The sequence below is a fragment of the Pseudomonas sp. WS 5532 genome, from assembly GCF_012985445.1.
GTDB classification, from domain to species: Bacteria; Pseudomonadota; Gammaproteobacteria; order Pseudomonadales; family Pseudomonadaceae; genus Aquipseudomonas; species Aquipseudomonas edaphica.
The window spans coordinates 484,949-507,693 of the sequence record NZ_JAAQWK010000001.1 but is presented as its reverse complement, the minus strand read 5'-3'; the positions used below and the strand labels follow the sequence as shown (position 1 = coordinate 507,693).

The following is a 22,745-nucleotide window of genomic DNA, read 5'->3' as shown; positions in this document are numbered from 1 at the left end:
CAGCCAACTTATCTGGCACAGACATACCGCTATCGCAGGCAAGCCAGCTCCCACATTGGGGTTCATGGTGAGCCTGATAGATCAGCGGATGATCTTCTCGACCTGAATCCCCAGCTTCTTCAGCCGATACCAAAAACTCCTCTCGGAAATCCCGATCTTCGCCGCCGCTGCAGCCTGCACGCCGTTGCTCTCGTTCAACGCCGCCATGATGTAGGTTTTCTCGACCTCAGCCAGCGCCGCATCCAGGTCGGCAGGCACGCCCGGTGTGTCACCGAGCAGCGCCGTAACGCCGTCCTCGGCAGGTTTGGACGCAAACAGATAAGCCGGCAAGTCAATGTCTTCAATCACCGGCGAAGCCGCCACGATGGTCGCCCGCTCCACGCAGTTCTGCAGCTCACGAATATTGCCCGGCCAGTGGTAAGCCGCCATCGCCTGCAATGCCTCGGGGCTGAAGCCGGTGATGCGTTTGCCCGCGGTAGCGCTCAGGGTCTGGGCGAAGTGCCGGGCCAGGGGCACGATGTCTTCGGCGCGCTCGCGCAAGGCCGGCAACGGGATCGGGAATACATTGAGGCGGTAATACAGGTCCTCGCGAAATTCTTTATTGGCCACCGCATCCAGCAGGTTCTTGTTCGTGGCGGCGATCACGCGCACATCCACCTTGCGCTCGCGCGAGTCGCCCACCGGCTCGATCACCCGCTCCTGCAAGGCCCGCAATATCTTGGCCTGCAACGCCAACGGCATATCGCCCACCTCATCCAGAAACAAAGTGCCCTGGTCGGCCTGCATAAAGCGCCCTACCCGATCGGCCACGGCACCGGTAAAGGCGCCTTTGCGATGGCCAAACATCTCGCTTTCCAGCAAGCCTTCGGGGATGGCCGCGCAGTTGACCGCCACGAACGGCTTGTCGGCGCGGCTGCCATGTTTGTGAATCGCGCGGGCGACCATTTCCTTGCCGGTACCGCTTTCGCCGGTCAGCAGGATGGTGGCGTTGCTGTCGCGTACCGAATCGACCGCGTGCAGCACCTGGCGAAACGCCGGGCTGTCGCCCACCAGGCTGTCGAACTGCGCATGGTGATCCAGCTCGGCGCGCAGGCGTGCGTTGTCGCGCATGATGTCGCGAAACTGCAGGGCCTTGGCCACGGTGATGTCCAGCTCGTCGATATCGAACGGCTTGGCAATGTAGTCATAGGCGCCATTACGCATCGACTGCACGGCGTTTTTTACCGTGCTGTAGGCGGTCATCACGATCACCGGCAACTCCGGAAAGCGCACTTTTATCTCCGCCAACAGCGCCGGCCCGTCCATGCCTGGCATGCGCCAGTCGCTGATCACCAGGTCGATGTCTTCCTGCTCCAGCACCTTGAGCGCGTGCAGGCCATTGCCGGCGGTAAATACCTGGATGCCGTTCTGGCTCAAGGCCGATGACAACAAGTCGCAGAGCTTGGGCTCGTCGTCGACTACCAATACGTTATGCGTCATGAACTTCCTCATCGTCACCGTCGTCTTCGCCATGGGCCGGAATGTACAGGCTGAAGGTGGCGCCGGCATCTTTCTCACTGGCACATTCGATGCTGCCGTCATGACTTTCCATGATCGAATAGACTTTAGCCAGCCCCAGGCCCGTGCCCGAGGCCTTGGTGGTGACGAATGGCGTGAAGATCCGCTCGATCATATCGGCCGGAATGCCTTGGCCGGTGTCAGCAATGCTGATCACCGTATTGCCGTCCACACTGCGAATGCCCAAGGTCAGGCGCCCGCCTTCGGGCATCGCATCAATGGCATTGAGGATCAGGTTCAGGCATGCCTGCTTGAGTTGCTTGGCATCGGCATAAATCGTCGCGCCGGGCGCCTGGTCATCGATGTGCGCATCGATGTTATGGGTGGCCAGCTCCGGGCTGCAAAAGCCGAGGATCTCTTCCACCACCGGGCGCGCCGCCTGCAACACACGCAGGGGCGGGTTGGGTTTGGCGAAATCCAGAAACTCGGTGATCAGGTCGTTGATGCGGCTGACTTCGCTGATAACGTATTCGAGGTGGCGCTTGTCGGTGTCCGGCAGGTCGACGCGACGGTGCAGCAGTTGAGTGGCGGTCTTGATGATGCCCAGCGGGTTGCGAATCTCGTGTGCCAGGCCCATGGCGACTTCGCCCAAAGCATGCAGCCGGTCGCGGCGGCGCAGCTGGGCCTCGAGGTGGTGCAACTCGCCCAGGCGTTCGGTCATGTGGTTGAAGGTGCTGCTCAGTTGCGCCAGCTCATCGCCGCCGCTGACCAGCACGCGATGCTCGTAATTGCCCGAGATCACTGCGTCCACGCCCTGGGATAAATCGCGCAACGGTTTGGTCAGGCGGCGTGACACCAAGACACCGGCGCCCAGCGACAACGCCGAACTCAGCAAGAAGATCAGCACGAACAGGTTGCTCTGGTTCACCAGCCCCACCAGGCTGGTATGGCGCAACAGGCCGCTGAAAATCACGCCTTGCAGTTCGCCGCCATCATTGAAGATCGGCCAGTACAAACCGCTGTAGTTATTGGTGAACTGCTCGCTCGGTTGCTTGGTGGCGCGCATCGCCGTTTCAACATTCGTGGGAATGCGTGAGGGATGATTCTCAAAGCGCTGGGTCGAGAATATCTCGGAAAACCCCGTAGGGTTGGCCAGGTACAGGCGCAGGTCGAGGGAGTGCACATCGGCCACGCTGGTGAGGAAGCTGCTGTCCAGGTACGTGGCCACCAACAGCACGTAGTCGACGCCCTCTTGGGTGGTTTCGAACGTTGAGACCACCAGGCCCGTCGTCACGCCGGCCACCTGGATGGTTTGCAACACTGCGTTGCTGGTCAGGTTGATCTGCTTGACGACATCGTCAGGGGCCGTGCTGAACACAATCTTGTGGTCACTGACACGAATCAGCGAGACCACGTCGATATCGGTGGCCTCGGCAATATCGGCGGTGAGCCGGTCATGCTTGGCGGCTTGTTTGTTCAACGGCGGAGCCGTGTAGCGCAGGAACAGCTTGGCCATGCGCGCGTTGTCATGCAGGATGTCGCCGATTTCGTCCTTGACGATCTTGGTCGACTCTTGCAGCCAGATGCGCACGTTGCTGTCAAAAATCTGCGACAACGTGGTCGCCGCCAGTTCGGCCGCGATCATGGTCGGGATAACGCTGACCAGCCAGAACGCCAGTACCAGCTTGCGCTGGACGCTCCAACGCGAAATGGCAAAGGGGCGGGCTTTTGGGCGGGTCTTGGTGATCATCAGGTTTCGCTTATCGCAGCAGCCATGGCAGGGTCGGAACGGTCCGGTCTTATGTACATTTTCACGAGTTTGAGCAGGCCGTTGACCAGCCGGTTACGGTGACGGAAGAACATGCTGTTGCCCTGGAACTCGCACCCCAGGCGCAGCTTACTGGCATAGCCCTCCTGACCGCACTCGTACACCGGGATCTTGTGTGCAATACAGTAGTCGACATTGGTCAACCAGTAGCGAAAGTACAAACTGTACGCACGGCTGAACTCACGGTCATGCCCGAAAAACTTGTCGATCAGCCGATGCTGGTCCAACAGCACCAGGTTGAACGCCACCAGACGCTCATCCACCCAGTAAAGAGCACAGACCGCACGCCCTTGCAGCTGTTCAAGAATGCCGGTGAAATAACGCGCCGGCAGGCGTTCGAACTGCAAATCGGCGCGGCTGAGCGTGTCTTCGTACAGGCGCATCACCTCGGGCAACACATCATCAATAGTGTGCCGCCACTCGACCCGTGGGCCTGGCGCGCGCAACTTGCGGCGCAAGTCTTTGCGGGTCGCCTTGCACAGCGAGCCCAGGTAGGCCTCAACCGAGCCGTAAGGCACCGTCAACCAACCCCTGGGTAAGCTTGGCATACTCTGAAAGCCTGCCTGGCGGCAATTTTCTGCCCAGTCCAGGTCACTGGTCGGCACGTCTTTGACCGCCACCAGGCCAATCCCGAAGGTAGTGGCATCCTCGCGTGCCGCCTCCAGCAAATGCTTGATCAACAGTCGGCGCTGCCCCTGGGGCACGTGACTGGCGATGCCCGCATCGCAACGCTCGGCCACCGGCGAGCCAATGGCATACAACTGCAAGCGCAAAACACCCGGCCACAGTCGCTCCAGGCGCTCGGTAAAGCGCTTGCCGGCGCCCGACACCGTGGTGTCGAGGCGATAATAAGTGATGAACGCGGCGGCAACGGCCACCAGCGTTTCATCGTCGTAGACGGCCAGGTAACGCCACTTGAAATCATCGATCGCGGCGTTTTCCACGGCAACGTAAAAATCCCAATCCTCCAGGGCTGCGGGAAAGCAGTCATTCCAGGCGCAACGCGGGATGGCCCGGATAGTCGAGAAGGCTTGGGCGGTGATCACGTCTAGTCCTTAGGCTGAGGCCCGCTGTCGATAATCCACGGGCGCCTGCACAGCCGGGGCGGCGTGTTGCTCGACAAACTCTGCGCTCAACTCGATCACTCGGCGGTATTGCAGGTCGACGGTGATCATGTGGTAGCAGTTATCCAGCAGGATCTTGGTCACCGGGCCGCCCAGGTGGCGCTCGACATAATCAGCGTTCCAGCGGCTGGTGATGTCGTCCTCGATGGAGTGCAGCACCAGCGCCGGCACCTTGACCTCGGGCATGCGCTTTTTGACCACCGCGTTCATGCGGTGCAACTCGCGCACCGTGATGCCTTCCATGGTCAGTAAACCGGCCTCACTGCTTTCGCCTTCCTTCATCTGACGCTCGACGATCGCCCGCAGGCGCTCGTTCTTGATGCCGTAAGGCGGCTTCTCTTCGAAGCGACAGATGTGCACGCCGAACGGGATCTTCATCAGCAACGGCGTCAAAAACGCCAGCTTGTTAATGCTCCAGCCGTCGTACTTCAAGGTGGTCGAATACATCAGCAGCCCGGCCACTTGCCCAGGGTGCTCGGCGGCCACGTACATCGACATCACCGCGCCCATGGACAAGCCACCGACAAACACCTGCTCATGGCGCTGCTTGACCTGCGCAAAGGTCTTGCGCACGCCTTCGTACCAGTCCAGCCAGCCGGTGGCCTGCAGGTCGCTGTTATCGCCGCAGTGCCCAGCGAGTGTGGGCACATACACCGTGCAGTTACCCGCCTTGGCCAGGCCTTTGGCGACCTGGCGCAATTCCGTCGGGGTGCCGGTCAGGCCGTGGATCAACAGGATCCCGACCGGACCTTCACCGAGAACGAAGCCGGCATCACCCTCGCCGAGGTCGATCCCAACGCTGTTCACCGTTTAGTCGCTCGCACCAGCAATTGCTCGAGCAGCTTCAGGCCCAGGTCGATTTCCGGGTAGCTGATTTCCAGGGACGGTGCCAGGGTGATCACGTTTTTGTAGTAGCCGCCCACGTCGAGGATCAGGCCGAGTTTCTGGCCATCGACGATCATGTCGCCCTTCATGCCTTCTTCGACCATGTAGTCCAGGGTCGCCTTATCCGGCGTGAAGCCATCCGGGCCGCAGATTTCGCAGCGCAGGGCCAGGCCCAGGCCATCGACGTCGCCGATGATCGGGAAACGTTTCTGCAGGTCTTGCAGGCCTTCCAGGAAGTATTTGCCCTTGGCCATGACCATTGCGCCGTAGTCGACTTCGCTGGTCATCTTGAACATTTCCAGGCCTACCGCCGTACCCAGTGGGTTGGAGGCGAAGGTGGAGTGGGTCGAACCTGGCGGGAAGACCTTCGGGTTGATCAGTTCTTCACGCGCCCAGATGCCGCCCAGCGGGTTGAGGCCGTTGGTCAGCGCCTTACCGAAGACGATCACGTCCGGCTGTACGTCGAAGTGTTCGATCGACCACAGTTTGCCGGTACGGTAGAAGCCCATCTGGATTTCGTCGGACACCATCAGGATGCCGTGCTGATCCAGCACTTGCTTCAATTCGCGGTAGAAGTTCATCGGCGGGATCACGTAGCCGCCGGTGCCCTGGATCGGCTCGACGTAGAACGCTGCGTATTCGCACTGGTTGGTTTTCGGGTCCCAGACGCCGTTGTATTCGGTCTCGAACAGCCGCGCGAATTGCTGCACGCAGTGGCTGCCGTATTCTTCTTTGGTCATGCCCTTAGGGCCGCGGAAGTGGTACGGGAACGGGATGAAGTTGGCGCGCTCGCCAAAATGGCCGTAGCGGCGACGGTAGCGGAAGCTCGAGGTGATCGACGAAGCGCCGAGGGTACGACCGTGGTAGCCGCCTTCGAAGGCGAACATCAGGCTCTTGCCGTTGGAGGCGTTACGCACCACTTTCAGCGAGTCTTCGATCGACTGCGAACCGCCGACGTTGAAGTGCACGCGACCGTCGAGGCCGAATTTGTTCTTGGCATCGACCGCGATCATTTCCGACAGCTCGATCTTGCCTTTGTGCAGGTACTGGCTGGCGATTTGCGGCAGGGTGTCGATCTGCTGTTTCAGCGCGTTATTCAAGCGCGGGTTGGCGTAGCCGAAGTTAACGGCCGAGTACCACATTTGCAGGTCGAGGTAGGCCTGGTCTTCGGTGTCCCACACGTAGGAGCCTTCGCAACGGCTGAAAATACGCGGCGGCTCGATGTAGTGAACGGTGTCGCCGTAGGAGCAGTATTTGGCTTCTTTATCCAGAAGAATCTGGTCTTCGGCGGTAGCGATACGAATATCAGACATGGTGGAAGAGTTCCTGATTTTCAACAGAGAGGTCGGCGGCAAAGGTGCCGGAGTTAGCGGCGATGCCTTGTGGCAAAGCGGTCAGCAGTGCGGGCAATTCGGCAAAGGTGTCGAAGCGCGCATGGGGAATGTTGTTGGCTTCGCAGTACTTGGCGAGGCTGCCTTTGGCGAAGACGAAGTCGGCGGTTGAAGCCACGCACATGTCGGACTTGCCGTCGCCGATCACCAGCACGCGCTTGTTGCGCGGCGTGGATTTGCACTTGCAGTTGCCGGAGGCGGCGCGGCAGGCATCGCTGGAATACGGGAAGTCGATGCGCCAGCTGTTCTGGTCGACCTGGCGCAGGCGGTTGGCGAGGATCGGCAGCAAGGTCACGTAGTTGCGCGACAGAATGCGCGCGATGCCTTGCTCGATGCCGTCGCTGACCACTTCGATGGTCGCGCCCAGGCCCATAACGTGATCGACAAAGTCCGGGAAGTCCGGGTCGATTTCAACGCTGTCGAAATACGCCAGCAGTTCAGCCGGGGTGGCCTTGATCAGCGCCAGTTGACGGCTCAGGCATTCGCGGGAACCGATATGCCCATCCAGCCATTCCTGTTCGATGGTTTCCCACTCAGGGCCGGCGAAGCGCTGGAGGACGTTGTCGATGACGTCGGTGGGGGTGATGGTCCCGTCGAAGTCGCACACGATATGCCACTGGATCATTGCGTTTACCTGGAAGAGGAGCGCTCTGTGCGCTTGTGCCAGGGGTATTGCAGAGACTGTGCCAACTGGCCAAAGCCCAGCGGGGCTGGGGTTTTGGTCGATAAACAGGGTGATTTGTGTCGCAGGAGCTACAATTTTTGTAGCTTGCTACAAACAAGATGAGTGCTTGCCTCAGGGACGCTCTTCGCGCGTGAATGCGCGCAGGTTCAGATAAGGAAACGCTCCATGTTCAAGGTTACTTCTGCTGTATTCGCCGGTTTGCTGGGGCTGTGGAGCTTTTCCAGCTCGGTATTGGCCGAAGGTATTACCGGCGAAGTCGGCGCGGGCGTCAGCTATGAGCCCCATGACCCGACAGGCAGCCGCTACGAAACCCGGCCGATTCCTTATTTCGATCTGGATTGGGGCAATGTGAGCCTGGGCACCGACGACGGCCTGACCTGGAGCGCACTCAATACCAACGGTTTCACCGCCGGCCCGTATATCAATTACCTGCCGGGCCGCACGGCCAACGGTTCACTGCGTGGCTTGCGGGATGTGCCGGACATGGCCGAAGTCGGGGGGTTCGTCCAGTACTCACCGGCCGAGTTCTGGCGCGTATACGCCCAGGTTGGCCAAGCCGTCGGCGGCTCGCGTGACCAAAGTGGCGTGCTCGGCAAACTGGGCGGCGAGTTGGGCTACCCGCTGGGCGGCGGTATTATCGGCAGCACTGGCTTGATGGCGCATTTTGCTGATGCGCGCCAGACCCAGGCGTTTTTTGGCGTTGATGATAAAGAGTCCGTTGCGTCCGGCATCCGCACCTATAACGCCAGCGCAGGCTTTCAGAACCTGACGCTGACCGAGAGCTTCGAATTCCCACTGGACAGCCACTGGTCATTGTTGACCAGCGCCAGTTGGACTCGCCTGGTGGGGTCGGCGGCGAACAGCACCATCGTCAAAGAGACCGGCAAGGTAAACCAGGGCCAGGTCCAGACGGCGATCAGCTACAAGTTCGACTGACGCATCCTGTGACGCTCTGCGTCATAACTTCAAGGGCAGGACGCGGAGCGTCCGGGGCGGCGTTCCCACGCAGAGCAAGGGAACGATCATCAGGCCTTGGCTTCCTGGATGATCTGACGAATAGCCCCGACAAAGGCTTCAGCCGGCTGCCCACCGCTGACCGCGTACTGGTCGTTGAACACGATGGTGGGTACTGAAGTCACACCGCGTGTAATCCACAATTCTTCCTGCTCACGGACTTCAGCAGCGTACTCGTCAGACGCCAGAATTTCAGCCGCGCGCTTGATATCCAACCCAACACTTTCGGCGATGATCGCCAGCGTCGCGTGGTCGGACGGGTCTTGCCCATCACTGAAATACGCCTTGAACAGCGCTTCCTTGAGGTTGTACTGCAACCCTTCAAGCCCCGCCCAATGCAGCAGCCGGTGCGCATCGAAGGTGTTGTAGATACGGCTGTGCCCGTCCGTGCGAAAGGCAAAGCCCAGCGCCGCGCCCATGTCGCGGATACGCTCACGGTTGGCCTGGGATTGCTCGGCGGTGGAGCCGTACTTTTCGGTGATGTGCTCGACGATGTTCTGCCCTTCGGCCGGCATCTTCGGGTTCAGCTCAAACGGCTGGAAATGAATCTCGGCCTGCACCTCGCTACCCAGTTGGTCGAGGGCTTCGGTCAGGCCGCGCAGGCCGATGACGCACCAGGGGCAAGACACGTCGCTGACGAAATCGATTTTCAGGGGAGTACTCATAGTAGGCAACCTCGCTGGCATTAATGTGCGCCATAAAGGTTGCACCATACACCAACTTCACAGCACCTTCGAAGGCTCGCCCAGATCAATCTGCGCCCAATGCGCGGCATCTTCGCGATGGGCTTTCAGATACGGCAGCACAGCCGTCAGCAGCGGTGCCTTGAAGGCTTCCTGGAAGCGGTGGGCCATGCCCGGTATGAGCTTCAGCTGGCTGCCCTGGATATGCGCGGCCAGGTGTACGCCGTGCATCACCGGCAACAACGGGTCGGCGGTGCCGTGCACCACCAGGGTCGGCACGCGCAATTGGTTAAGCAAAGGCACGCGGCTCGGCTCAGCCAAAATCGCCATGATCTGACGCTTCACGCCGTCCGGGTTGAAGGCGCGGTCGTAGGACAGCGCGGCCTGGTGCAGCAGCGCCTGGCGATCATCTTTCACGTTGGGGCTGCCCAGGGCTGCGAGTAAATCGGCTTGTTGCTCCAGCGCCACTTCACGGTTTGGCGCGCTGCGCCGCGACAGCAACTGCACCAACGCCGCATTGGGCGCCGGCAAGCCTTCGGCGCCGGAACTGGTCATCACCAGCGTCAGGCTTTCGACCCGCTGTGGCGCCATGGCTGCCAGGTGCTGGGCGATCATGCCGCCCATACTCGCGCCCAGCACGTGGAATTGCTGGATCTGCAGCGCGTCCATCAAGCCCAATGCATCGTCGGCCATGTCGGTCAGCGTGTACGGCGCCGCCACCGGTAAACCGAGCTTGTAACGCAGCACTTCGAACGTCAGGTTGGCGCTGGCGGGAGCCTGGCGCCAGGTAGACAGGCCAACGTCACGGTTGTCGTAGCGGATCACGCGAAAACCCTGTTCACACAAGGCCACCACCACTTCATCCGGCCAGTGGATCAACTGCCCGCCCAGGCCCATGACCAACAGCAACGCCGGGTCCGACGCTCGGCCGATGCTCTGATAGGCGATGCTGACTTTTTCCAGGTCGACCGTTTGGGTCGGGACATTGACATCACATCGAGAAGCCGCAAAAGACGGCAGGCCGAACACTAGAGCGGCCAATAAAAACAACACGCGCATGAAAAACACCGAAACGCAGAACCCCAGTAGAGCGCGAGTCTGATGAAGTTTGTACAAGCGCGCTGCCACAGTTGCGTGACAGTTTGATGAAGTGCGCCCAACGGTCATGGTCGACATGACTGGCAACATGAGACACACTCACGATATATCTAATCATCACAAATTATCTTCATGGAGCGCCCATGCTCGAAATCCGCCACCTCAAGACCCTGCACGCATTGCGCGAAGCCGACAGCCTGGTCGAAGCCGCCGAACGCCTGCACCTGACGCAATCGGCGCTGTCCCACCAGTTCAAAGAACTGGAAGAGCGCCTGGGCATGCCGCTGTTCGTGCGCAAAACCAAACCGCTGCGCTTTACCAGCGCCGGCTTGCGCCTGCTGCAACTGGCCGATGCCACCCTGCCCTTGTTGCGCGGCGCCGAGCGTGACATTGCGCGTTTGGCCGGTGGCACCGCCGGGCGCTTGCACATGGCGATCGAATGCCACAGCTGCTTCCAGTGGCTGATGCCGACCATCGACCAGTTCCGCGATGCCTGGCCGGAAGTCGAACTGGACCTGGCCTCAGGCTTTGCCTTCGCGCCGCTGCCGGCCCTGGCCCGTGGCGACCTGGACCTGGTGGTGACCTCCGACCCGCTGGAACTGCCGGGCATCACCTATGTGCCCTTGTTTACCTACGAAGCCATGTTGGCCGTGGCCAACCAGCATGCGCTGGCGAACAAGTCGTACATCGTGCCGCAAGACTTGCTCAGCGAAACCCTGATCACCTACCCGGTTGAGCGCGACCGCCTGGACATCTTCACGCGCTTCCTGGAACCGGCCGACGTGGAGCCGGCCCAGGTGCGCACCTCGGAGCTGACGGTGATGATGATGCAATTGGTCGCCAGCGGCCGTGGCGTGTGCGGCATGCCCCATTGGGCGCTGCATGAATACAGCGCGCGTGGGTATGTGAAGGCCAAGCGTTTGGGCGAAAAAGGCTTGTTCGCGACGTTGTATGCGGGGATCCGTGCGGACATGCTGGATGCGCCGTATATGCGCGACTTCTTGCTGACCGCCAAGGACACCTCGTTTTCAACTTTGGATGGGGTCAGCGCCGTGCGTTAATCACGCACAAAGGTGAACACAATGAGGACTCTAATGTGGGAGCTGGCTTGTCGAATCGTCGCACCGCTGCGATGCAGACACCTCGGTGTGTCAGGTACACAGAGTTGATGCTATCGCAGCGGTGGGACGATTCGACAAGCCAGCTCCCACACAGAACTATGGTTCCCCTATGGAATTTCAGTCGCCTTTGAGTTCACGCCACATGTGGACCTTGTCGAAGTACTCGATCCCCACCCGCACCGCCAACGGCTCCAGGCCGTATTGAATAAAACCGCAGCGCTGGTACAGCGCGAAGGCTGCGTCGTTGCCGGCGGTGACGGTCAGTTGGATCAGTTTGACGCCGGGCTGGCGTCGCGCGGCATCGAGCGCCGCCTCCAGCAACTCACGGCCCAGGCCCTTGCGCTGATAAGCCTCGGTCACGAACATGCCGAACAGCGTGACTTTGTGCCGGGCCTTTTCCCGGGGTTCGAAGGCCAGGCCGACAATCCCGGCCAAGGTGTCAGCCGCGAACGCGCCGAGTACCCGGTCCAACGGATTGTCCAGGCGCTTTTCCCACCAACTCATTGGCATCCGCGCGCGCTCGGCGACGCTGGAGGTAAACGCTTGGGGATAGGCGCCGTAGGCCTCAAGCATCAGCGCTCGATATGCCTCGGCGTCGTGGGCACCCAGTGGGCGAATCAGCATGCGGTGAGCGACTTTCGGTAAAACGGCAGGATCAAATCCCGCGTTAAAGGCGCCAGTTGCAAGCCGCCGTCACCAGCCGGGTCGATCCAGCGCACTTCTTCAATCTCGGCAGCGGGCGCTACCGGCACATCAATGTGCACCTGGAACAACTCGGCGTGCACCGTAAAACCCGGTTCGTTGGCGGCAGGCGCCGAGAAGTGGCCCAAGTACACGGCGTCACTCGGTTTGATACACAGGTTCAGTTCTTCGTACAGCTCACGGGCCAGCGCCTCGGCGGGTTGCTCACCGGCGTCGATCTTGCCGCCGGGCTGCATGAACGCCTGGGTGCCACGTTTGCGTACCAGCAGGGTTTGACCGTCGCTGCCGATCAGCAGGGCGGCGGCGATTCGAATAGTGGAAATGCTCATGAAAGGATCGGTGTCTCTTCAGGTTGTTTGATAAATACGCTGTATTTCGCGCCTTCCATCGCCTCGAACGCAATCAGCTTGTCCACCAGCGGCAGATTCAACACCTTGCCGGCGTTAAGCAACAGCATGCCGTTATCGGCATTGAGGTTGCGGGCCAGCACCATGCCGGCTTCCAGCTCTCGGGTGGAGAGGACCTTGACGCTGGGGTCGCCCAAGGTCACATCGCTGAGGAAGGCCGCGCAGGCCTGCACGAAGTCTTCCACCAGCTCCGGATCGTAAAGGCGCCCGGCGTACTTGCGGATATACAGCAACGCTTCGTCGCTGTTCAGATGCCGTTCAAGGATCAAGCCTTTTTGCAGTTCGATGAAGTCCACTGCCAGTTTAAGCAGGCGCGAGCCGGGCGGGATCGCATCGCCCTTGAGGTGATCGGGAAACCCTGTACCGTCCCAACGCTCCTGGTGGTGGCGAATGATCCGCGCCGCATCCTTCATCGGTTCCAGGGTCATCAGCAGCGATTCGCTCTGGGTCGGGTACTCGCGATACAGACCACGGTCGGTGCTGTGCAGCTTGTCCGACGGCGCAACCATCATGCTGTCGCTCCAGCTCAGCTTGCCAATGTTGTACAGCGCAGCGGCCATGGTCAGGTCGCGGGTGCTGGCTTCGTCGATGGACTGGGCCGCGCAGTAGACCCGGATCAGTTCGATCAAGGCGCGGTTGGTCTGTTTGTCCTTGGGCAAGCGCAGGTTGGCCAACAGCGAAAACACTTCGGTACCGGTCACGTAGCTGCGCTTGAGCTCGTCGTAGGCCAGATCGAGCATGTCGGCGGTCTGTTGCAGCTCGCTGGTACGGGCTGCCACGCGCTTTTCCAGGTTGGCGTTCAACACCTTGAGCTGATCATTCTGCTCATGGGCCAGGCGCTCCAGGCGCTGATGCTCCAGGGCCTGGCGCAACACCAGCGGCAGTTCTTCGTCATTCCAGGGTTTGCTGATGTAACGGTGAATCTGCCCTTCGTTGATCGCCTTGATGATCGTCGCAAGGTCAGCATAGCCGGTCAACAGGATGCGGCTGGTGGCCGGGTACAGCCGGTGGACTTCAGCCAGCAACTGCGCGCCGTCCATGCCGGGCATGCGCGCGTCGCTCATCACCAGGTCGATGGGCTGGGCCGCCATGATCTCCAGGGCCTGGGCGCCGCTGCCGGCGAGTACGACATTGAAGGGTTGGCCGCGCAACAGGCGGCGCAGGCTGTTGAGGATCGATTCTTCATCATCAACCAGCAGAATCGTGGGTGGGGTCGCAAGCTGTTCATCCATGGTTACTGCGCCTTAAAAATAAACGTAATAGAGCTAAATTGAACCCTGGTATCCCGCCGCGTTTCTGCGCTTGATGCACGCAGCCACGCAGCTGATTTGACGCCAACTTGCCGTCGATTTCAAGGGAACTCAACTATGCTGTCTCAACCGGTACGTACTCCTCCCGGATGTCAAACCAAGGAAGGAAGTGTTATGCCATCAACCCTGTTGCCAATGCAGAGTGCGCCATGAAGCCGGATTCAGGGCGGGCCAACCGACGCATTCTGATCGTGGATGACACCGCCTCTATCCACGAAGATTTCCGCAAGATTCTGTGCGCCAATCCCAACGATGCCCCCTCACTGGACAGCCTGGAAGAAGCCCTGTTCGGCACCGCGGCGCCGGTGCGCCAGGCGTTTTTGCTGGATTCGGCCTATCAGGGCCAGGAGGCCCTTGCCCTGGTGAACAAAGCCCTGGCGGACGGTGCGCCCTACGCCATGGTGTTTATCGACATGCGCATGCCGCCCGGCTGGGATGGCCTGCACACCATCGAACAGTTGTGGAACGTCGACCCCAACCTGCAGATTGCCCTGTGCACCGCCTACTCCGATTACTCCTTTGAGGCCATCGAAGCGCGATTGAAGTACAACGACCAGCTACTGATCCTGAAAAAACCCTTTGACCACCTGGAAATCCGCCAGATGGCCAGCGCCCTGACCTGGAAATGGCAGCTCGCCCAAGACGTCGCCCTCAAGGTACTGGGCCTGGAGCGCACCATTGAAGAACGCGTGCAGGAACTGCTCAAAGTGTCGCACCTGCTGCAATACGACGCGCTCACGCAGTTGCCCAACAGCACGTTGCTGGGTGACCGCCTGACCCAGGCCATCGCCTTGGGCCGACGGCATGACACACAACTGGCGGTGATATTTATCGGGCTCGACCGCTTCAAGCGCATCAACAATGCCTTGGGGTATCCGGCGGGCGACGAGGTGCTCCAGCAGGTCAGCCAGAGCCTGGTGGCGACGGTGCGAGACTCGGATTCAGTGTTTCGCTACGGGGCCGACGAGTTTGTGATTCTGCTCAACGATATCCAGCACCCGCAACAAACCCAGCATATTGCGCAAAAGTTGCTCACGGCCGTGCGCACAACCCGCCACGTCGCCGGGCACGACCTGAGCGTCACCGCCAGCCTAGGCATCAGTATTTACCCCAATGACAGCAGCACGGCGGTGGAACTGATCAAACATGCCGAAACCGCCATGCACACCAGCAAGGAGCGCGGCCCGGGTGATTTCAGCTTTTATACCGAGACCATGAACCTGCGCGCGCAACATCAGCAAGGCCTGGAAAGCGCGATCCGCCAGGCCCTGGAGCGTGACGAGTTCGTGCTGCACTACCAACCGAAACTGGAATTGAAAACCGGCAAAATCGTCGGTGCCGAAGCCTTGATACGTTGGTTTGCGCCGCGCGCCGGATGGGTCAGTCCGTCTGAGTTCATTCCGGTGGCCGAAGACAGTGGGCTGATAGTGCCCTTGACCCAGTGGGTACTGCGCCGGGCCTGCGAGCAAGGGCAAGCCTGGCGCGCCATGGGCTTGAGCCCGTTGTGCATCTCGGTGAACGTCTCGGCCATCGACTTTCGCCAGCGGGACTTTACCGACAACCTGGCCGAGATACTCACACAGACCGGCCTGCCGCCTGCCCAATTGGAGTTGGAAATCACCGAAAGCGTGTTGATGCAGAATGTCGACGACACCGTCGCCACCTTGAACACCATCAAGGCCATGGGCGTGCGTCTGGCCCTGGATGACTTCGGCACCGGTTATTCCAGCCTCAGCTACCTGCGGCGCTTTTCCATCGACGTGCTGAAAATCGACCAATCTTTCGTACGCGGCATGAGCGTAAATAGCCAGGACGCGCAACTGATCAGCGCTATCATCGGCATGGGCAAAAGTCTGAACATGAGCATCATTGCCGAAGGCGTTGAGACGATCGAACAACTGAACTTCCTGCAAGCTCAGCGGTGCGAAGAAGGCCAGGGTTTTCTATTCAGCAAAGCCGTGCCCCCAAAGGATTTTGCGCAGTTGATGCAAGCCGGTCACCCTGCCCTGATGCCCGATCAATAGCCGATTGCAAGGAGTGCTCGCTTGAGCGAAGTATCAACCCAAGGGCTCATTTTCACCTTATGGTTAGGCGCGAGTCTGCCACTGGCAGCCGCACCGCTGGACGAGGCACTCAAACCCTTGCCGGGCGTGCCGACGCTGGACCCGGCCAAAGTCGAACTGGGCCGGCAACTGTTCAATGAGCCAAGCCTGTCAGCCAACAACACCCTGTCCTGCGCCAGTTGCCATCGCCTGGAGTCCGGCGGCGCCGACGACAAGCCGTTTTCGATCGGTTTTGACGGCAAACCGGTAGAGGTCAACACCCCATCGGTGTTCAACGCCAGCCTGAATTTCAAACAGTTCTGGAATGGTCGTGTCGACACGCTGGAGGCGCAAGTCGAACACGTGGTCACCAGCACGGCAGAAATGGGCAGCGACTGGAAAACCGTGGTGCAGAACCTCGCCGCCGTGCCCGCCTACCAGAGCGCATTCCAGCAAACCTATCCCGATGGGGTCACCGCAGCCAATGTGCAAAACGCCCTGGCCACCTATGAGCGCACGCTGCTCACGCCCGACTCACGGTTTGACCAATACTTGAAGGGCAATACGGAGATCCTGACCCTCAAGGAAAAGTACGGCTACCAGCGTTTCAAAGATTACGGCTGTATCGCCTGCCACCAGGGTGTGAACATCGGCGGCAACATGTTTCAAAAATTCGGCGTGATGGCTGACTACTTCAAGGACCGCGGCAACCCGGTCGAGTCGGACCTGGGGCGTTACCTGTTGACCAAGGATGAAGAGGACCGCTATGTGTTCAAGGTGCCCAGCCTGCGTAATGTGGCGGTCACCGCTCCCTACTTTCACGACGCTTCGGCCAAGAGCCTGGAAGAGGCTGTGGACGTGATGTTCAAGTATCAGCTGGGGCGCACTCCGACCCAGGAAGACAAGGACCTGATCATCCTGTTTCTCAAGACCCTGACTGGCCAATGGGCGGGCAAGCCGTTATGAGCCGACTGCCGAGCCTTTCCCGCCGTCGTATCAGTCAGCTGTTGCTGGGGTTGATGACCCTGCTGCTGGCCTCGACCCTGGTCTTTTTGTACCTCATGTCCTCCCGCGACCAAACAGCCAGCTACACCCAGTCACGGGACCTGATCCGCCAGCTCCAGCAACTCAACGCACAATGGGACAGCGAAGTGCTCAAGGCCCGGATTGCGATTACCCACAACTACGATCCGCTGGTGACACCGCTCACCGAAATGACGCGTATATGGGCCGAACTTAGCAGCCGCAGCACCTACCACAACAGCGTCGACCTGCCCCGTTGGCGCACCATCCAGCTAGCGTATGAAACCGCCATCCAGGAAAAGGCGCGGCTGGTAGACCGGTTCAAATCCCACAATGCGGTGCTGCGCAACTCGCTGGCGTTTCTGCCGACCGCTGAAGACGATATCCAGGCCCAGTTCAATCGTGTTGACGATGGAGGGCGGCTGCAACTGCAAAGCGTGGCCACCGACACCTACGACCTGCTGCTCAGCAGCCTGGAGTTCGCCCAGGTCACCAGCGACGACCGCGCCGCCGATATTCTGGTGGGCCTGGGCAAACTGGAAATTAACAAGGAACGCCTGCCCATTGAGTTCCAGGCCCCGGTCGAGATCCTCAGCAACCACATTTCGCTGATCCTGCGCGAGCAACCGGTGGTCAACAGCCTCCTCGAACGAATTGCCGCAGTGCCCGTGGCCGAGCGCCTGGATGACTTGACCACCCACCTCAACCAGGACCAGCAGGCGGCCGACCTCATTGATCATCAATACCACCGCTATCTGTTGATTTTCTCAACCTTGCTGGTGGTGTTGCTGCTGTACCTGGCGGTACGCCTGTTGCGCAGTTTCGCCGAGATCAACCGGATCAATCGTGCCTTGCAGGCCGCCAACGAAACCCTGGAACAAAGGGTGGAGCGGCGCACGCAACAACTCAAGGACGCCCAGAGCGAGCTGATGGACAGCGCCCGCCAGGCGGGCATGGCGGAAATCGCCACGAACGTGCTGCACAACGTCGGCAACGTGCTCAACAGTGTGAACATTTCCGCCGACCTGGTGGGGCGCAAATTGCGCAACAGCAAGGCCCAGGGCCTGGGCAAAGCCATGCAATTGATCAACGCGCATCAGGGCGACCTGGGCACCTTCCTCAGCGAGGATGAAAAGGGCAAGTTGCTGCCGGGCTACCTGAACCAATTGGTCGAAGCGATTGCAGTCGAACAGCAAGACATGAGCGAGGAACTGACGCAACTGAGCAAAAGCGTTGACCACATCAAGGACATCGTCTCGACCCAGCAATCCTATGCCGGCGCCTCCACACTGCTCGAACCCGTCAACATCAGCGCGTTGATGGAAGACGCCCTGCGCATGAACGCCGGCGCGTTGAGCCGTCATCACGTCACGGTGGTCAAGGAGTACGCGCAAGTACCGGAGATTCTGGGCGACAAACACCGGCTGTTGCTGATCATGGTCAACCTGATCAGCAACGCCAAGTACGCCATGTCCAACCTCAGTGACCGGCCACGGCAAATGACCCTGACCGTGCAACCGGCGGCTGAAGAGACGCTGAAAATCAGTGTAAGGGACGATGGCGAGGGCATACCCGCCGAGAACATGACCCGGATATTCACCCACGGCTTCACCACGCGCAAAGAAGGCCACGGCTTCGGCCTGCACAGCTGCGCCCTGGCCGCCGTGGAAATGCACGGCCAACTCAGCGCCCACAGCGATGGGCCAGGCCTTGGCGCAGTGTTTACCTTGACGATTCCTCTTACCCTTGCCGGAACTGCCCCATGAACCAGACTCCCAACCGGCGCATTCTGTTGATTGATGACACACCGTCAATTCATGAAGACTTTCGCAAGATTCTGATGCCGAGCGTGGCCGCCAACCCTGCACTGGACGACCTGGAATCAGCGCTGTTCGGCGCCGCCGCCACGCCTCAGGCTCAGGTATTCGACCTGCATTCGGCGTACGGCGGCGAAGAAGGCCTGGGCTTGCTGACCACGGCCATGGCAGAACAACGGCCCTATGCGCTGGCTTTTGTGGACATGCGCATGCCCCAGGGCTGGGACGGCGCGAAGACCATCGAGGCATTGTGGAAGGTCGACCCCGACCTGCAAGTGGTGGTGTGCACCGCGTACTCGGATTACTCCTGGGAGGACCTGCTCTTTCGCCTGCACGCCCATGACCGCTTGCTGATCCTGAAAAAACCCTTCGACAACATTGAGGTCCAGCAAATGGCCAACACCTTGGCCAACAAGTGGGACATGGCCCGTCGCGCCGCCTTGCAAACCTCCCACCTGGAACAGCTGGTGGAACAACGTACCCAGGCGCTGCAACTGGAAATCGACGAGCGCAAGCACTTGGAAAGCCAGCTGGTGCAGTCGGAAAAGCTCGCGTCGCTGGGTCAGCTTGCCGCCGGTGTCGCCCATGAGATCAACAACCCGGTAGGCTTCATTTCGTCCAACCTCAGCACCCTTGATGGCTACTTCAACCAGCTGCAACAGATGCTTGAAGCTTATCGACACAGCGAGGAAATAATCGCATCGCAACCACAGCGCGACCAGCTAAAGGCTTTGCGCACGACGTTGGAGCTGGACTTTCTCAAGGAGGACATCCCGATCCTGATCCGCGAATCCAAGGATGGCATTGGCCGCGTGGTGCAAATCGTCAAAGACCTGAAAAATTTTTCGCGGGTGGACAACGACCAGACCTGGCAATTCACCAACCTGCAACAAGGCATTGATTCGACGCTGAACATCGTCGCCAGCGAACTGAAGTACAGGGCTGATGTGGTCAAGCACTACATGCCGCTGCCGGACATAGAGTGCCTGGCGTCGCAGCTCAATCAAGTGGTGATGAATCTGGTAATCAATGCCGCACAAGCCATGGGCCCGGAACGCGGCACCATTACCATCAGCAACGGCGTGGAAGGTGAGAACATCTGGCTGGAAGTGGCGGACGACGGCTGTGGCATTGCGCCGGAAACCGTGCAGAAGATTTTCGACCCCTTCTTCACCACCAAACCCGTCGGCGAAGGCACTGGCCTGGGGTTGTCACTCTCCTACGGCATCGTCAAGAAACACCGGGGCTCAATCTCGGTCAGCAGTGAGTTGGGCAAGGGCACAACCTTTCGGGTGGTGCTGCCGATTCGGCAAACGGCGGCGTAGGGCACGCCGCCGAGTCGGGGTTATGCATCCGCCTTTTTTGGGCTGGACCCAAACGAAGCGAAACGCTTGTTGAACCCGGCGATCCGGCCTTCGACCTGGGTCTTGCGCTGCTGGCCGGTATAGATCGGGTGCGAGGCGCTGGACACATCGAGCGGGATATACGGGTAAGTGTTGCCGTCACTGTGTGTATGGGTGCGGTCGCTGTCGGCGGTGGAGCCGATCAGGAAGAACACGTCGGCGGCGGTGTCGTGGAACAGCACAGTGCGGTAGTCGGGATGGATACCAGCTTTCATAAGGCCTCCGGGGCGTCTGGGTGCAATTCAAGTGTTATACAGTAACACAAATCATGCACCCAAACGAGAACCGATTTCAATAAGAATAGGCCGACTGCTTCTATGCCGCTTCCTGGAAGTCCATTTCCGGGGGTTGTTTCGAGAAACCGCGTGTGAGAAAGCCCAGGTACACCAGGCCAATCACCAACCACACCGCGCCCAGGTAAATCGCCAGGTGATCGAGGCTGACCATCAGCCACACGTCCGCGAGCAAGCCGATGGTCGGAAATACCACGAACAGGATCAGCTCACGCACACCGCGCTGTTTGGCGCCGATCCAGTAGTGAAAGATCACCGACAGGTTCACCAGACTGAACGCCAGGAACGCACCGAAGTTGATGAACGAAGTTGAGGTGGTCACGTCGAGCTTCAACGCCAGCAAGGCCACCACCGCACACAACAGGATGCTGTTGACCGGCGTGCCGAAGCGCGCATGCAAGGTGCCGAAGAACGACTTGGGCAACACACCGTCCCGGCCCATGGCAAACAACAGCCGCGAACCGCTGGCCTGGGCCGACAGCCCCGAGGCGAACTGGCCGACGATCAGGCCGATCAGGAAGATCGACACAAACAGGTCGCCGCCCACGTTGCGGGCAATCTCGTAGGCCGCCGAATCCACATCGGCGAATTCGAACGACGGGTGGGCGATCTGCACGAAGTACGACACGCCGACGAAGATCAGGCCGCCGATCAAGGTGATCAGCATGATTGCTCGTGGGATGGTACGGCGCGGGTCGCGGGTTTCTTCGGTGAGGGTACTGACCGCATCAAAGCCCAGGAACGAATAGCAGGCGATGGCCGCGCCGCTCATGATCAATGGCATGTGCATCTGGCCGTTGAAGAACGGGGCGATGGTCCATAGCGGCTTGCTCGCGTCACCGCCGATGTAGTGGATGCACAGCGCGACAAACGCGATCAGCACCAGAAATTGCACCAGCATCAGCAGCGCGTTGATGCCGTTGGCGAGCTTCAACCCGATGATATTGATTGCCGTGGTGATACCGATAAAGGCCAGCACCCACACCCACTGCGGCACCGCCGGGAACGCCGAATGCAGGTACGCAGCGCCGATCAGCCAGATGGCCATGGGCAGGAACAGGTAGTCGAGCAACACCGCCCAACCGGCGATAAAGCCCAGCTTGGGGCTGATGGCCTTGCGCACATAGCTGTAGGCGGAACCGGCCACCGGGAATGCCGAGGCCATGCGCCCGTAGCTCATGGCGGTAAAAAACATCGCCACCAGGGCCGCCAGGTACGCGGCCGGGACCATACCGCCGGTGGATTGCGCGAGGATGCCGAAGGTGCCGAGCACAATGATCGGCGTCATATAGGCGATGCCAAACAGCACCACCGACCCTAACGACAGGGTGCGTTGCAAACGAGCCATGAGCGATTCTCCGCTGATTTATTAGATTTATGGCAGAACTGAAGTCGGTGAAGCGCAAACTATTTTTATGATTGATGCTGCTGTTGTGGCGAGGGAGCTTGCTCCCGCTGGGGCGCGTAGCGGCCCTAAGATTTTGGGGCCGCTGCGCAGCCCAGCGGGAGCAAGCTCCCTCGCCACTAGGGGCCAGTCTTAAACGTGGGGGATCAGCAATTCGCGCGTCCCATCGCTGCGCTCAATCACCTCGCCGGGCAATTTCAAGCGCTGGTCATCCAGGTAGCGGTAGTCCTTGCGAGCCGCCACCAATTGGTCAAGATCCAGCTCGACGGTGAATTGCCCTTCCTCACGCCCCGCTTCAAACAGCAAGGTGCCGATCGGGTCCACCAGCGCGCTGCCGCCGGCGAACAACAGGTCGCCGTCGCCTTCTCCGACCCGGTTGACCATCAGCGCAAACGCCTGGTTTTCCTGGGCGCGGGCCATGATCGCGGTGCGGTGCGTGGGGCCGTAAGGGTCCATGTTGCCGTTGGTGACGATCAGCAGCTCGGCACCCAGTTGCGCCAGGGCGCGGGCGGTTTCCGGGAACTCGATGTCGTAGCAAATCAGCAGGCCGACGCGCACGCCGTTCCACAGGCATGTGGCGTAACGATCGCCAGCGGTGAACACGCCGCGATCCGAAGCCCACAGATGCGTCTTGCGATAACGCAGGGCGATGCCCTCGGGGGTGATCAGCAAGGTGGTGTTATAGAACTGGCCACCGTCGTGTTCGGCCATGCCGATGACCACGGCGATATTGCGCGTACGGGCCGCCTGGATAACCGCTTGTACGGTGGGGCCGTCTACCGGCTCGGCGATAGTGGCGACGGTCTCGGCCGACGGGAAGCCCATCAGGTGGGTTTCCGGGAAGACGATCAGTTGCGTGTCGGCGGCGCACGCAGCAATGGCCGCCAAGGCGCGCTCAAGGTTGTAAGCTGTACCGTTATCGCGGCCTGCCAATTGGGCAAATTCGACCTTCATGGGTATTCCTTGTTCTTTATCCGTGTCGCAGTATGCGCAGCCAACACCGGCCAGGGAATTACG

Annotated in this window: 20 protein-coding genes; 6 read left to right on the top strand and 14 right to left on the bottom strand. The window is 60.1% G+C overall.

Annotated elements, in window-relative coordinates; all coding sequences use genetic code 11:
- Positions 1 to 81: 81 nt before the first annotated feature.
- Genes HBO23_RS02355 through HBO23_RS02330 form a run of 6 tightly spaced genes read right to left on the bottom strand, consistent with a single transcriptional unit; the run spans position 82 to position 7,350 of the window.
- Positions 82 to 1,479: a sigma-54 dependent transcriptional regulator gene (locus HBO23_RS02355; protein WP_017137025.1), complete on the bottom strand. Its 1,398-nt coding sequence runs from the start codon at positions 1,477 to 1,479 to the stop codon at positions 82 to 84.
- Positions 1,469 to 3,247, bottom strand: coding sequence for a HAMP domain-containing sensor histidine kinase (locus HBO23_RS02350; RefSeq protein WP_017137024.1), 1,779 nt, complete (start codon positions 3,245 to 3,247; stop codon positions 1,469 to 1,471). Before HBO23_RS02350 ends, HBO23_RS02355 begins: the two co-directional genes overlap by 11 nt.
- The gene (locus tag HBO23_RS02345) at positions 3,247 to 4,371 is read right to left on the bottom strand and encodes a GNAT family N-acetyltransferase (protein WP_170036375.1); all 1,125 of its coding nucleotides are present in this window, start codon (positions 4,369 to 4,371) and stop codon (positions 3,247 to 3,249) included. The genes HBO23_RS02350 and HBO23_RS02345 overlap by 1 nt, the downstream gene beginning before the upstream one ends.
- Positions 4,372 to 4,380: 9 nt before the next feature.
- Positions 4,381 to 5,256, bottom strand: coding sequence for an alpha/beta fold hydrolase (locus HBO23_RS02340; protein ID WP_017137022.1), 876 nt, complete (start codon positions 5,254 to 5,256; stop codon positions 4,381 to 4,383).
- A complete protein-coding gene (locus tag HBO23_RS02335) occupies positions 5,253 to 6,647 on the bottom strand; it encodes an aminotransferase class III-fold pyridoxal phosphate-dependent enzyme (RefSeq protein ID WP_017137021.1) in 1,395 nt (464 codons plus the stop codon). Before HBO23_RS02335 ends, HBO23_RS02340 begins: the two co-directional genes overlap by 4 nt.
- A complete protein-coding gene (locus tag HBO23_RS02330) occupies positions 6,640 to 7,350 on the bottom strand; it encodes an MtnX-like HAD-IB family phosphatase (RefSeq protein WP_017137020.1) in 711 nt (236 codons plus the stop codon). Before HBO23_RS02330 ends, HBO23_RS02335 begins: the two co-directional genes overlap by 8 nt.
- 225 nt (positions 7,351 to 7,575) lie before the next feature.
- On the opposite strand from HBO23_RS02330, the gene HBO23_RS02325 reads away from it, so the two are divergent.
- Positions 7,576 to 8,346 carry a MipA/OmpV family protein gene (locus tag HBO23_RS02325; RefSeq protein WP_026013708.1) on the top strand — a complete coding sequence of 257 codons (771 nt, stop codon included), beginning with the start codon at positions 7,576 to 7,578 and terminating at the stop codon, positions 8,344 to 8,346.
- A gap of 89 nt (positions 8,347 to 8,435) precedes the next feature.
- On the opposite strand, the gene HBO23_RS02320 is transcribed toward HBO23_RS02325, so the two are convergent.
- Positions 8,436 to 9,089, bottom strand: a complete 654-nt coding sequence (locus HBO23_RS02320; protein ID WP_170036373.1) for a DsbA family oxidoreductase — start codon at positions 9,087 to 9,089, stop codon at positions 8,436 to 8,438.
- A gap of 57 nt (positions 9,090 to 9,146) precedes the next feature.
- Entirely contained in the window at positions 9,147 to 10,166 is a 1,020-nt protein-coding gene (locus HBO23_RS02315; RefSeq protein ID WP_099548510.1) for an alpha/beta hydrolase, read from the bottom strand.
- Positions 10,167 to 10,348: 182 nt separating this feature from the next.
- Here HBO23_RS02315 and metR point away from each other — a divergent pair, with 182 nt between their 5' ends.
- On the top strand, positions 10,349 to 11,266 hold the full coding sequence (gene metR / locus HBO23_RS02310; RefSeq protein WP_017137016.1) for a transcriptional regulator MetR: 918 nt from the start codon (positions 10,349 to 10,351) through the stop codon (positions 11,264 to 11,266).
- Positions 11,267 to 11,443: 177 nt separating this feature from the next.
- Here metR and HBO23_RS02305 read toward each other — a convergent pair whose 3' ends face one another.
- The 3 genes from HBO23_RS02305 to HBO23_RS02295 are packed head-to-tail and all read right to left on the bottom strand — an operon-like array spanning position 11,444 to position 13,667.
- A complete protein-coding gene (locus HBO23_RS02305; protein ID WP_099548509.1) occupies positions 11,444 to 11,950 on the bottom strand; it encodes a GNAT family N-acetyltransferase in 507 nt (168 codons plus the stop codon).
- Positions 11,944 to 12,357, bottom strand: a complete 414-nt coding sequence (locus HBO23_RS02300) for an NUDIX domain-containing protein (protein WP_169985324.1) — start codon at positions 12,355 to 12,357, stop codon at positions 11,944 to 11,946. Before HBO23_RS02300 ends, HBO23_RS02305 begins: the two co-directional genes overlap by 7 nt.
- Positions 12,354 to 13,667 carry an HD domain-containing phosphohydrolase gene (locus tag HBO23_RS02295; RefSeq protein WP_017135906.1) on the bottom strand — a complete coding sequence of 438 codons (1,314 nt, stop codon included), beginning with the start codon at positions 13,665 to 13,667 and terminating at the stop codon, positions 12,354 to 12,356. Before HBO23_RS02295 ends, HBO23_RS02300 begins: the two co-directional genes overlap by 4 nt.
- Before the next feature lie 227 nt (positions 13,668 to 13,894).
- Between HBO23_RS02295 and HBO23_RS02290 the strand changes: the two genes are divergently transcribed.
- The 4 genes from HBO23_RS02290 to HBO23_RS02275 are packed head-to-tail and all read left to right on the top strand — an operon-like array spanning position 13,895 to position 19,952.
- Positions 13,895 to 15,769, top strand: a complete 1,875-nt coding sequence (locus HBO23_RS02290; protein WP_170036371.1) for a GGDEF and EAL domain-containing protein — start codon at positions 13,895 to 13,897, stop codon at positions 15,767 to 15,769.
- A gap of 21 nt (positions 15,770 to 15,790) precedes the next feature.
- On the top strand, positions 15,791 to 16,753 hold the full coding sequence (locus HBO23_RS02285) for a cytochrome c peroxidase (protein WP_017135904.1): 963 nt from the start codon (positions 15,791 to 15,793) through the stop codon (positions 16,751 to 16,753).
- Positions 16,750 to 18,576, top strand: coding sequence for a DAHL domain-containing protein (locus tag HBO23_RS02280; protein ID WP_032865483.1), 1,827 nt, complete (start codon positions 16,750 to 16,752; stop codon positions 18,574 to 18,576). The genes HBO23_RS02285 and HBO23_RS02280 overlap by 4 nt, the downstream gene beginning before the upstream one ends.
- Positions 18,573 to 19,952 carry an ATP-binding protein gene (locus tag HBO23_RS02275; protein WP_138452482.1) on the top strand — a complete coding sequence of 460 codons (1,380 nt, stop codon included), beginning with the start codon at positions 18,573 to 18,575 and terminating at the stop codon, positions 19,950 to 19,952. Before HBO23_RS02280 ends, HBO23_RS02275 begins: the two co-directional genes overlap by 4 nt.
- Before the next feature lie 20 nt (positions 19,953 to 19,972).
- On the opposite strand, the gene HBO23_RS02270 is transcribed toward HBO23_RS02275, so the two are convergent.
- From HBO23_RS02270 to HBO23_RS02260, 3 genes are all read right to left on the bottom strand, one after another.
- Positions 19,973 to 20,245, bottom strand: a complete 273-nt coding sequence (locus HBO23_RS02270; RefSeq protein ID WP_017135901.1) for a type B 50S ribosomal protein L31 — start codon at positions 20,243 to 20,245, stop codon at positions 19,973 to 19,975.
- A 100-nt stretch (positions 20,246 to 20,345) separates the two neighbouring features.
- On the bottom strand, positions 20,346 to 21,671 hold the full coding sequence (locus HBO23_RS02265; protein ID WP_170036370.1) for an APC family permease: 1,326 nt from the start codon (positions 21,669 to 21,671) through the stop codon (positions 20,346 to 20,348).
- A gap of 189 nt (positions 21,672 to 21,860) precedes the next feature.
- A complete protein-coding gene (locus HBO23_RS02260; protein WP_170036368.1) occupies positions 21,861 to 22,682 on the bottom strand; it encodes a carbon-nitrogen hydrolase family protein in 822 nt (273 codons plus the stop codon).
- Between the last annotated feature and the right edge of the window lie 63 nt (positions 22,683 to 22,745).

Coding starts and splice junctions, on each gene's coding strand:
- HBO23_RS02355 (WP_017137025.1), bottom strand. CDS start 1,479: ATGACGCATAACGTATTGGTAGTCGACGACGAGCCCAAGCTCTGCGAC.
- HBO23_RS02350 (WP_017137024.1), bottom strand. CDS start 3,247: ATGATCACCAAGACCCGCCCAAAAGCCCGCCCCTTTGCCATTTCGCGT.
- HBO23_RS02335 (WP_017137021.1), bottom strand. CDS start 6,647: ATGTCTGATATTCGTATCGCTACCGCCGAAGACCAGATTCTTCTGGAT.
- HBO23_RS02330 (WP_017137020.1), bottom strand. CDS start 7,350: ATGATCCAGTGGCATATCGTGTGCGACTTCGACGGGACCATCACCCCC.
- HBO23_RS02325 (WP_026013708.1), top strand. CDS start 7,576: ATGTTCAAGGTTACTTCTGCTGTATTCGCCGGTTTGCTGGGGCTGTGG.
- HBO23_RS02320 (WP_170036373.1), bottom strand. CDS start 9,089: ATGAGTACTCCCCTGAAAATCGATTTCGTCAGCGACGTGTCTTGCCCC.
- HBO23_RS02315 (WP_099548510.1), bottom strand. CDS start 10,166: ATGCGCGTGTTGTTTTTATTGGCCGCTCTAGTGTTCGGCCTGCCGTCT.
- metR (WP_017137016.1), top strand. CDS start 10,349: ATGCTCGAAATCCGCCACCTCAAGACCCTGCACGCATTGCGCGAAGCC.
- HBO23_RS02305 (WP_099548509.1), bottom strand. CDS start 11,950: ATGCTGATTCGCCCACTGGGTGCCCACGACGCCGAGGCATATCGAGCG.
- HBO23_RS02300 (WP_169985324.1), bottom strand. CDS start 12,357: ATGAGCATTTCCACTATTCGAATCGCCGCCGCCCTGCTGATCGGCAGC.
- HBO23_RS02295 (WP_017135906.1), bottom strand. CDS start 13,667: ATGGATGAACAGCTTGCGACCCCACCCACGATTCTGCTGGTTGATGAT.
- HBO23_RS02290 (WP_170036371.1), top strand. CDS start 13,895: ATGAAGCCGGATTCAGGGCGGGCCAACCGACGCATTCTGATCGTGGAT.
- HBO23_RS02280 (WP_032865483.1), top strand. CDS start 16,750: ATGAGCCGACTGCCGAGCCTTTCCCGCCGTCGTATCAGTCAGCTGTTG.
- HBO23_RS02275 (WP_138452482.1), top strand. CDS start 18,573: ATGAACCAGACTCCCAACCGGCGCATTCTGTTGATTGATGACACACCG.
- HBO23_RS02270 (WP_017135901.1), bottom strand. CDS start 20,245: ATGAAAGCTGGTATCCATCCCGACTACCGCACTGTGCTGTTCCACGAC.
- HBO23_RS02265 (WP_170036370.1), bottom strand. CDS start 21,671: ATGGCTCGTTTGCAACGCACCCTGTCGTTAGGGTCGGTGGTGCTGTTT.
- HBO23_RS02260 (WP_170036368.1), bottom strand. CDS start 22,682: ATGAAGGTCGAATTTGCCCAATTGGCAGGCCGCGATAACGGTACAGCT.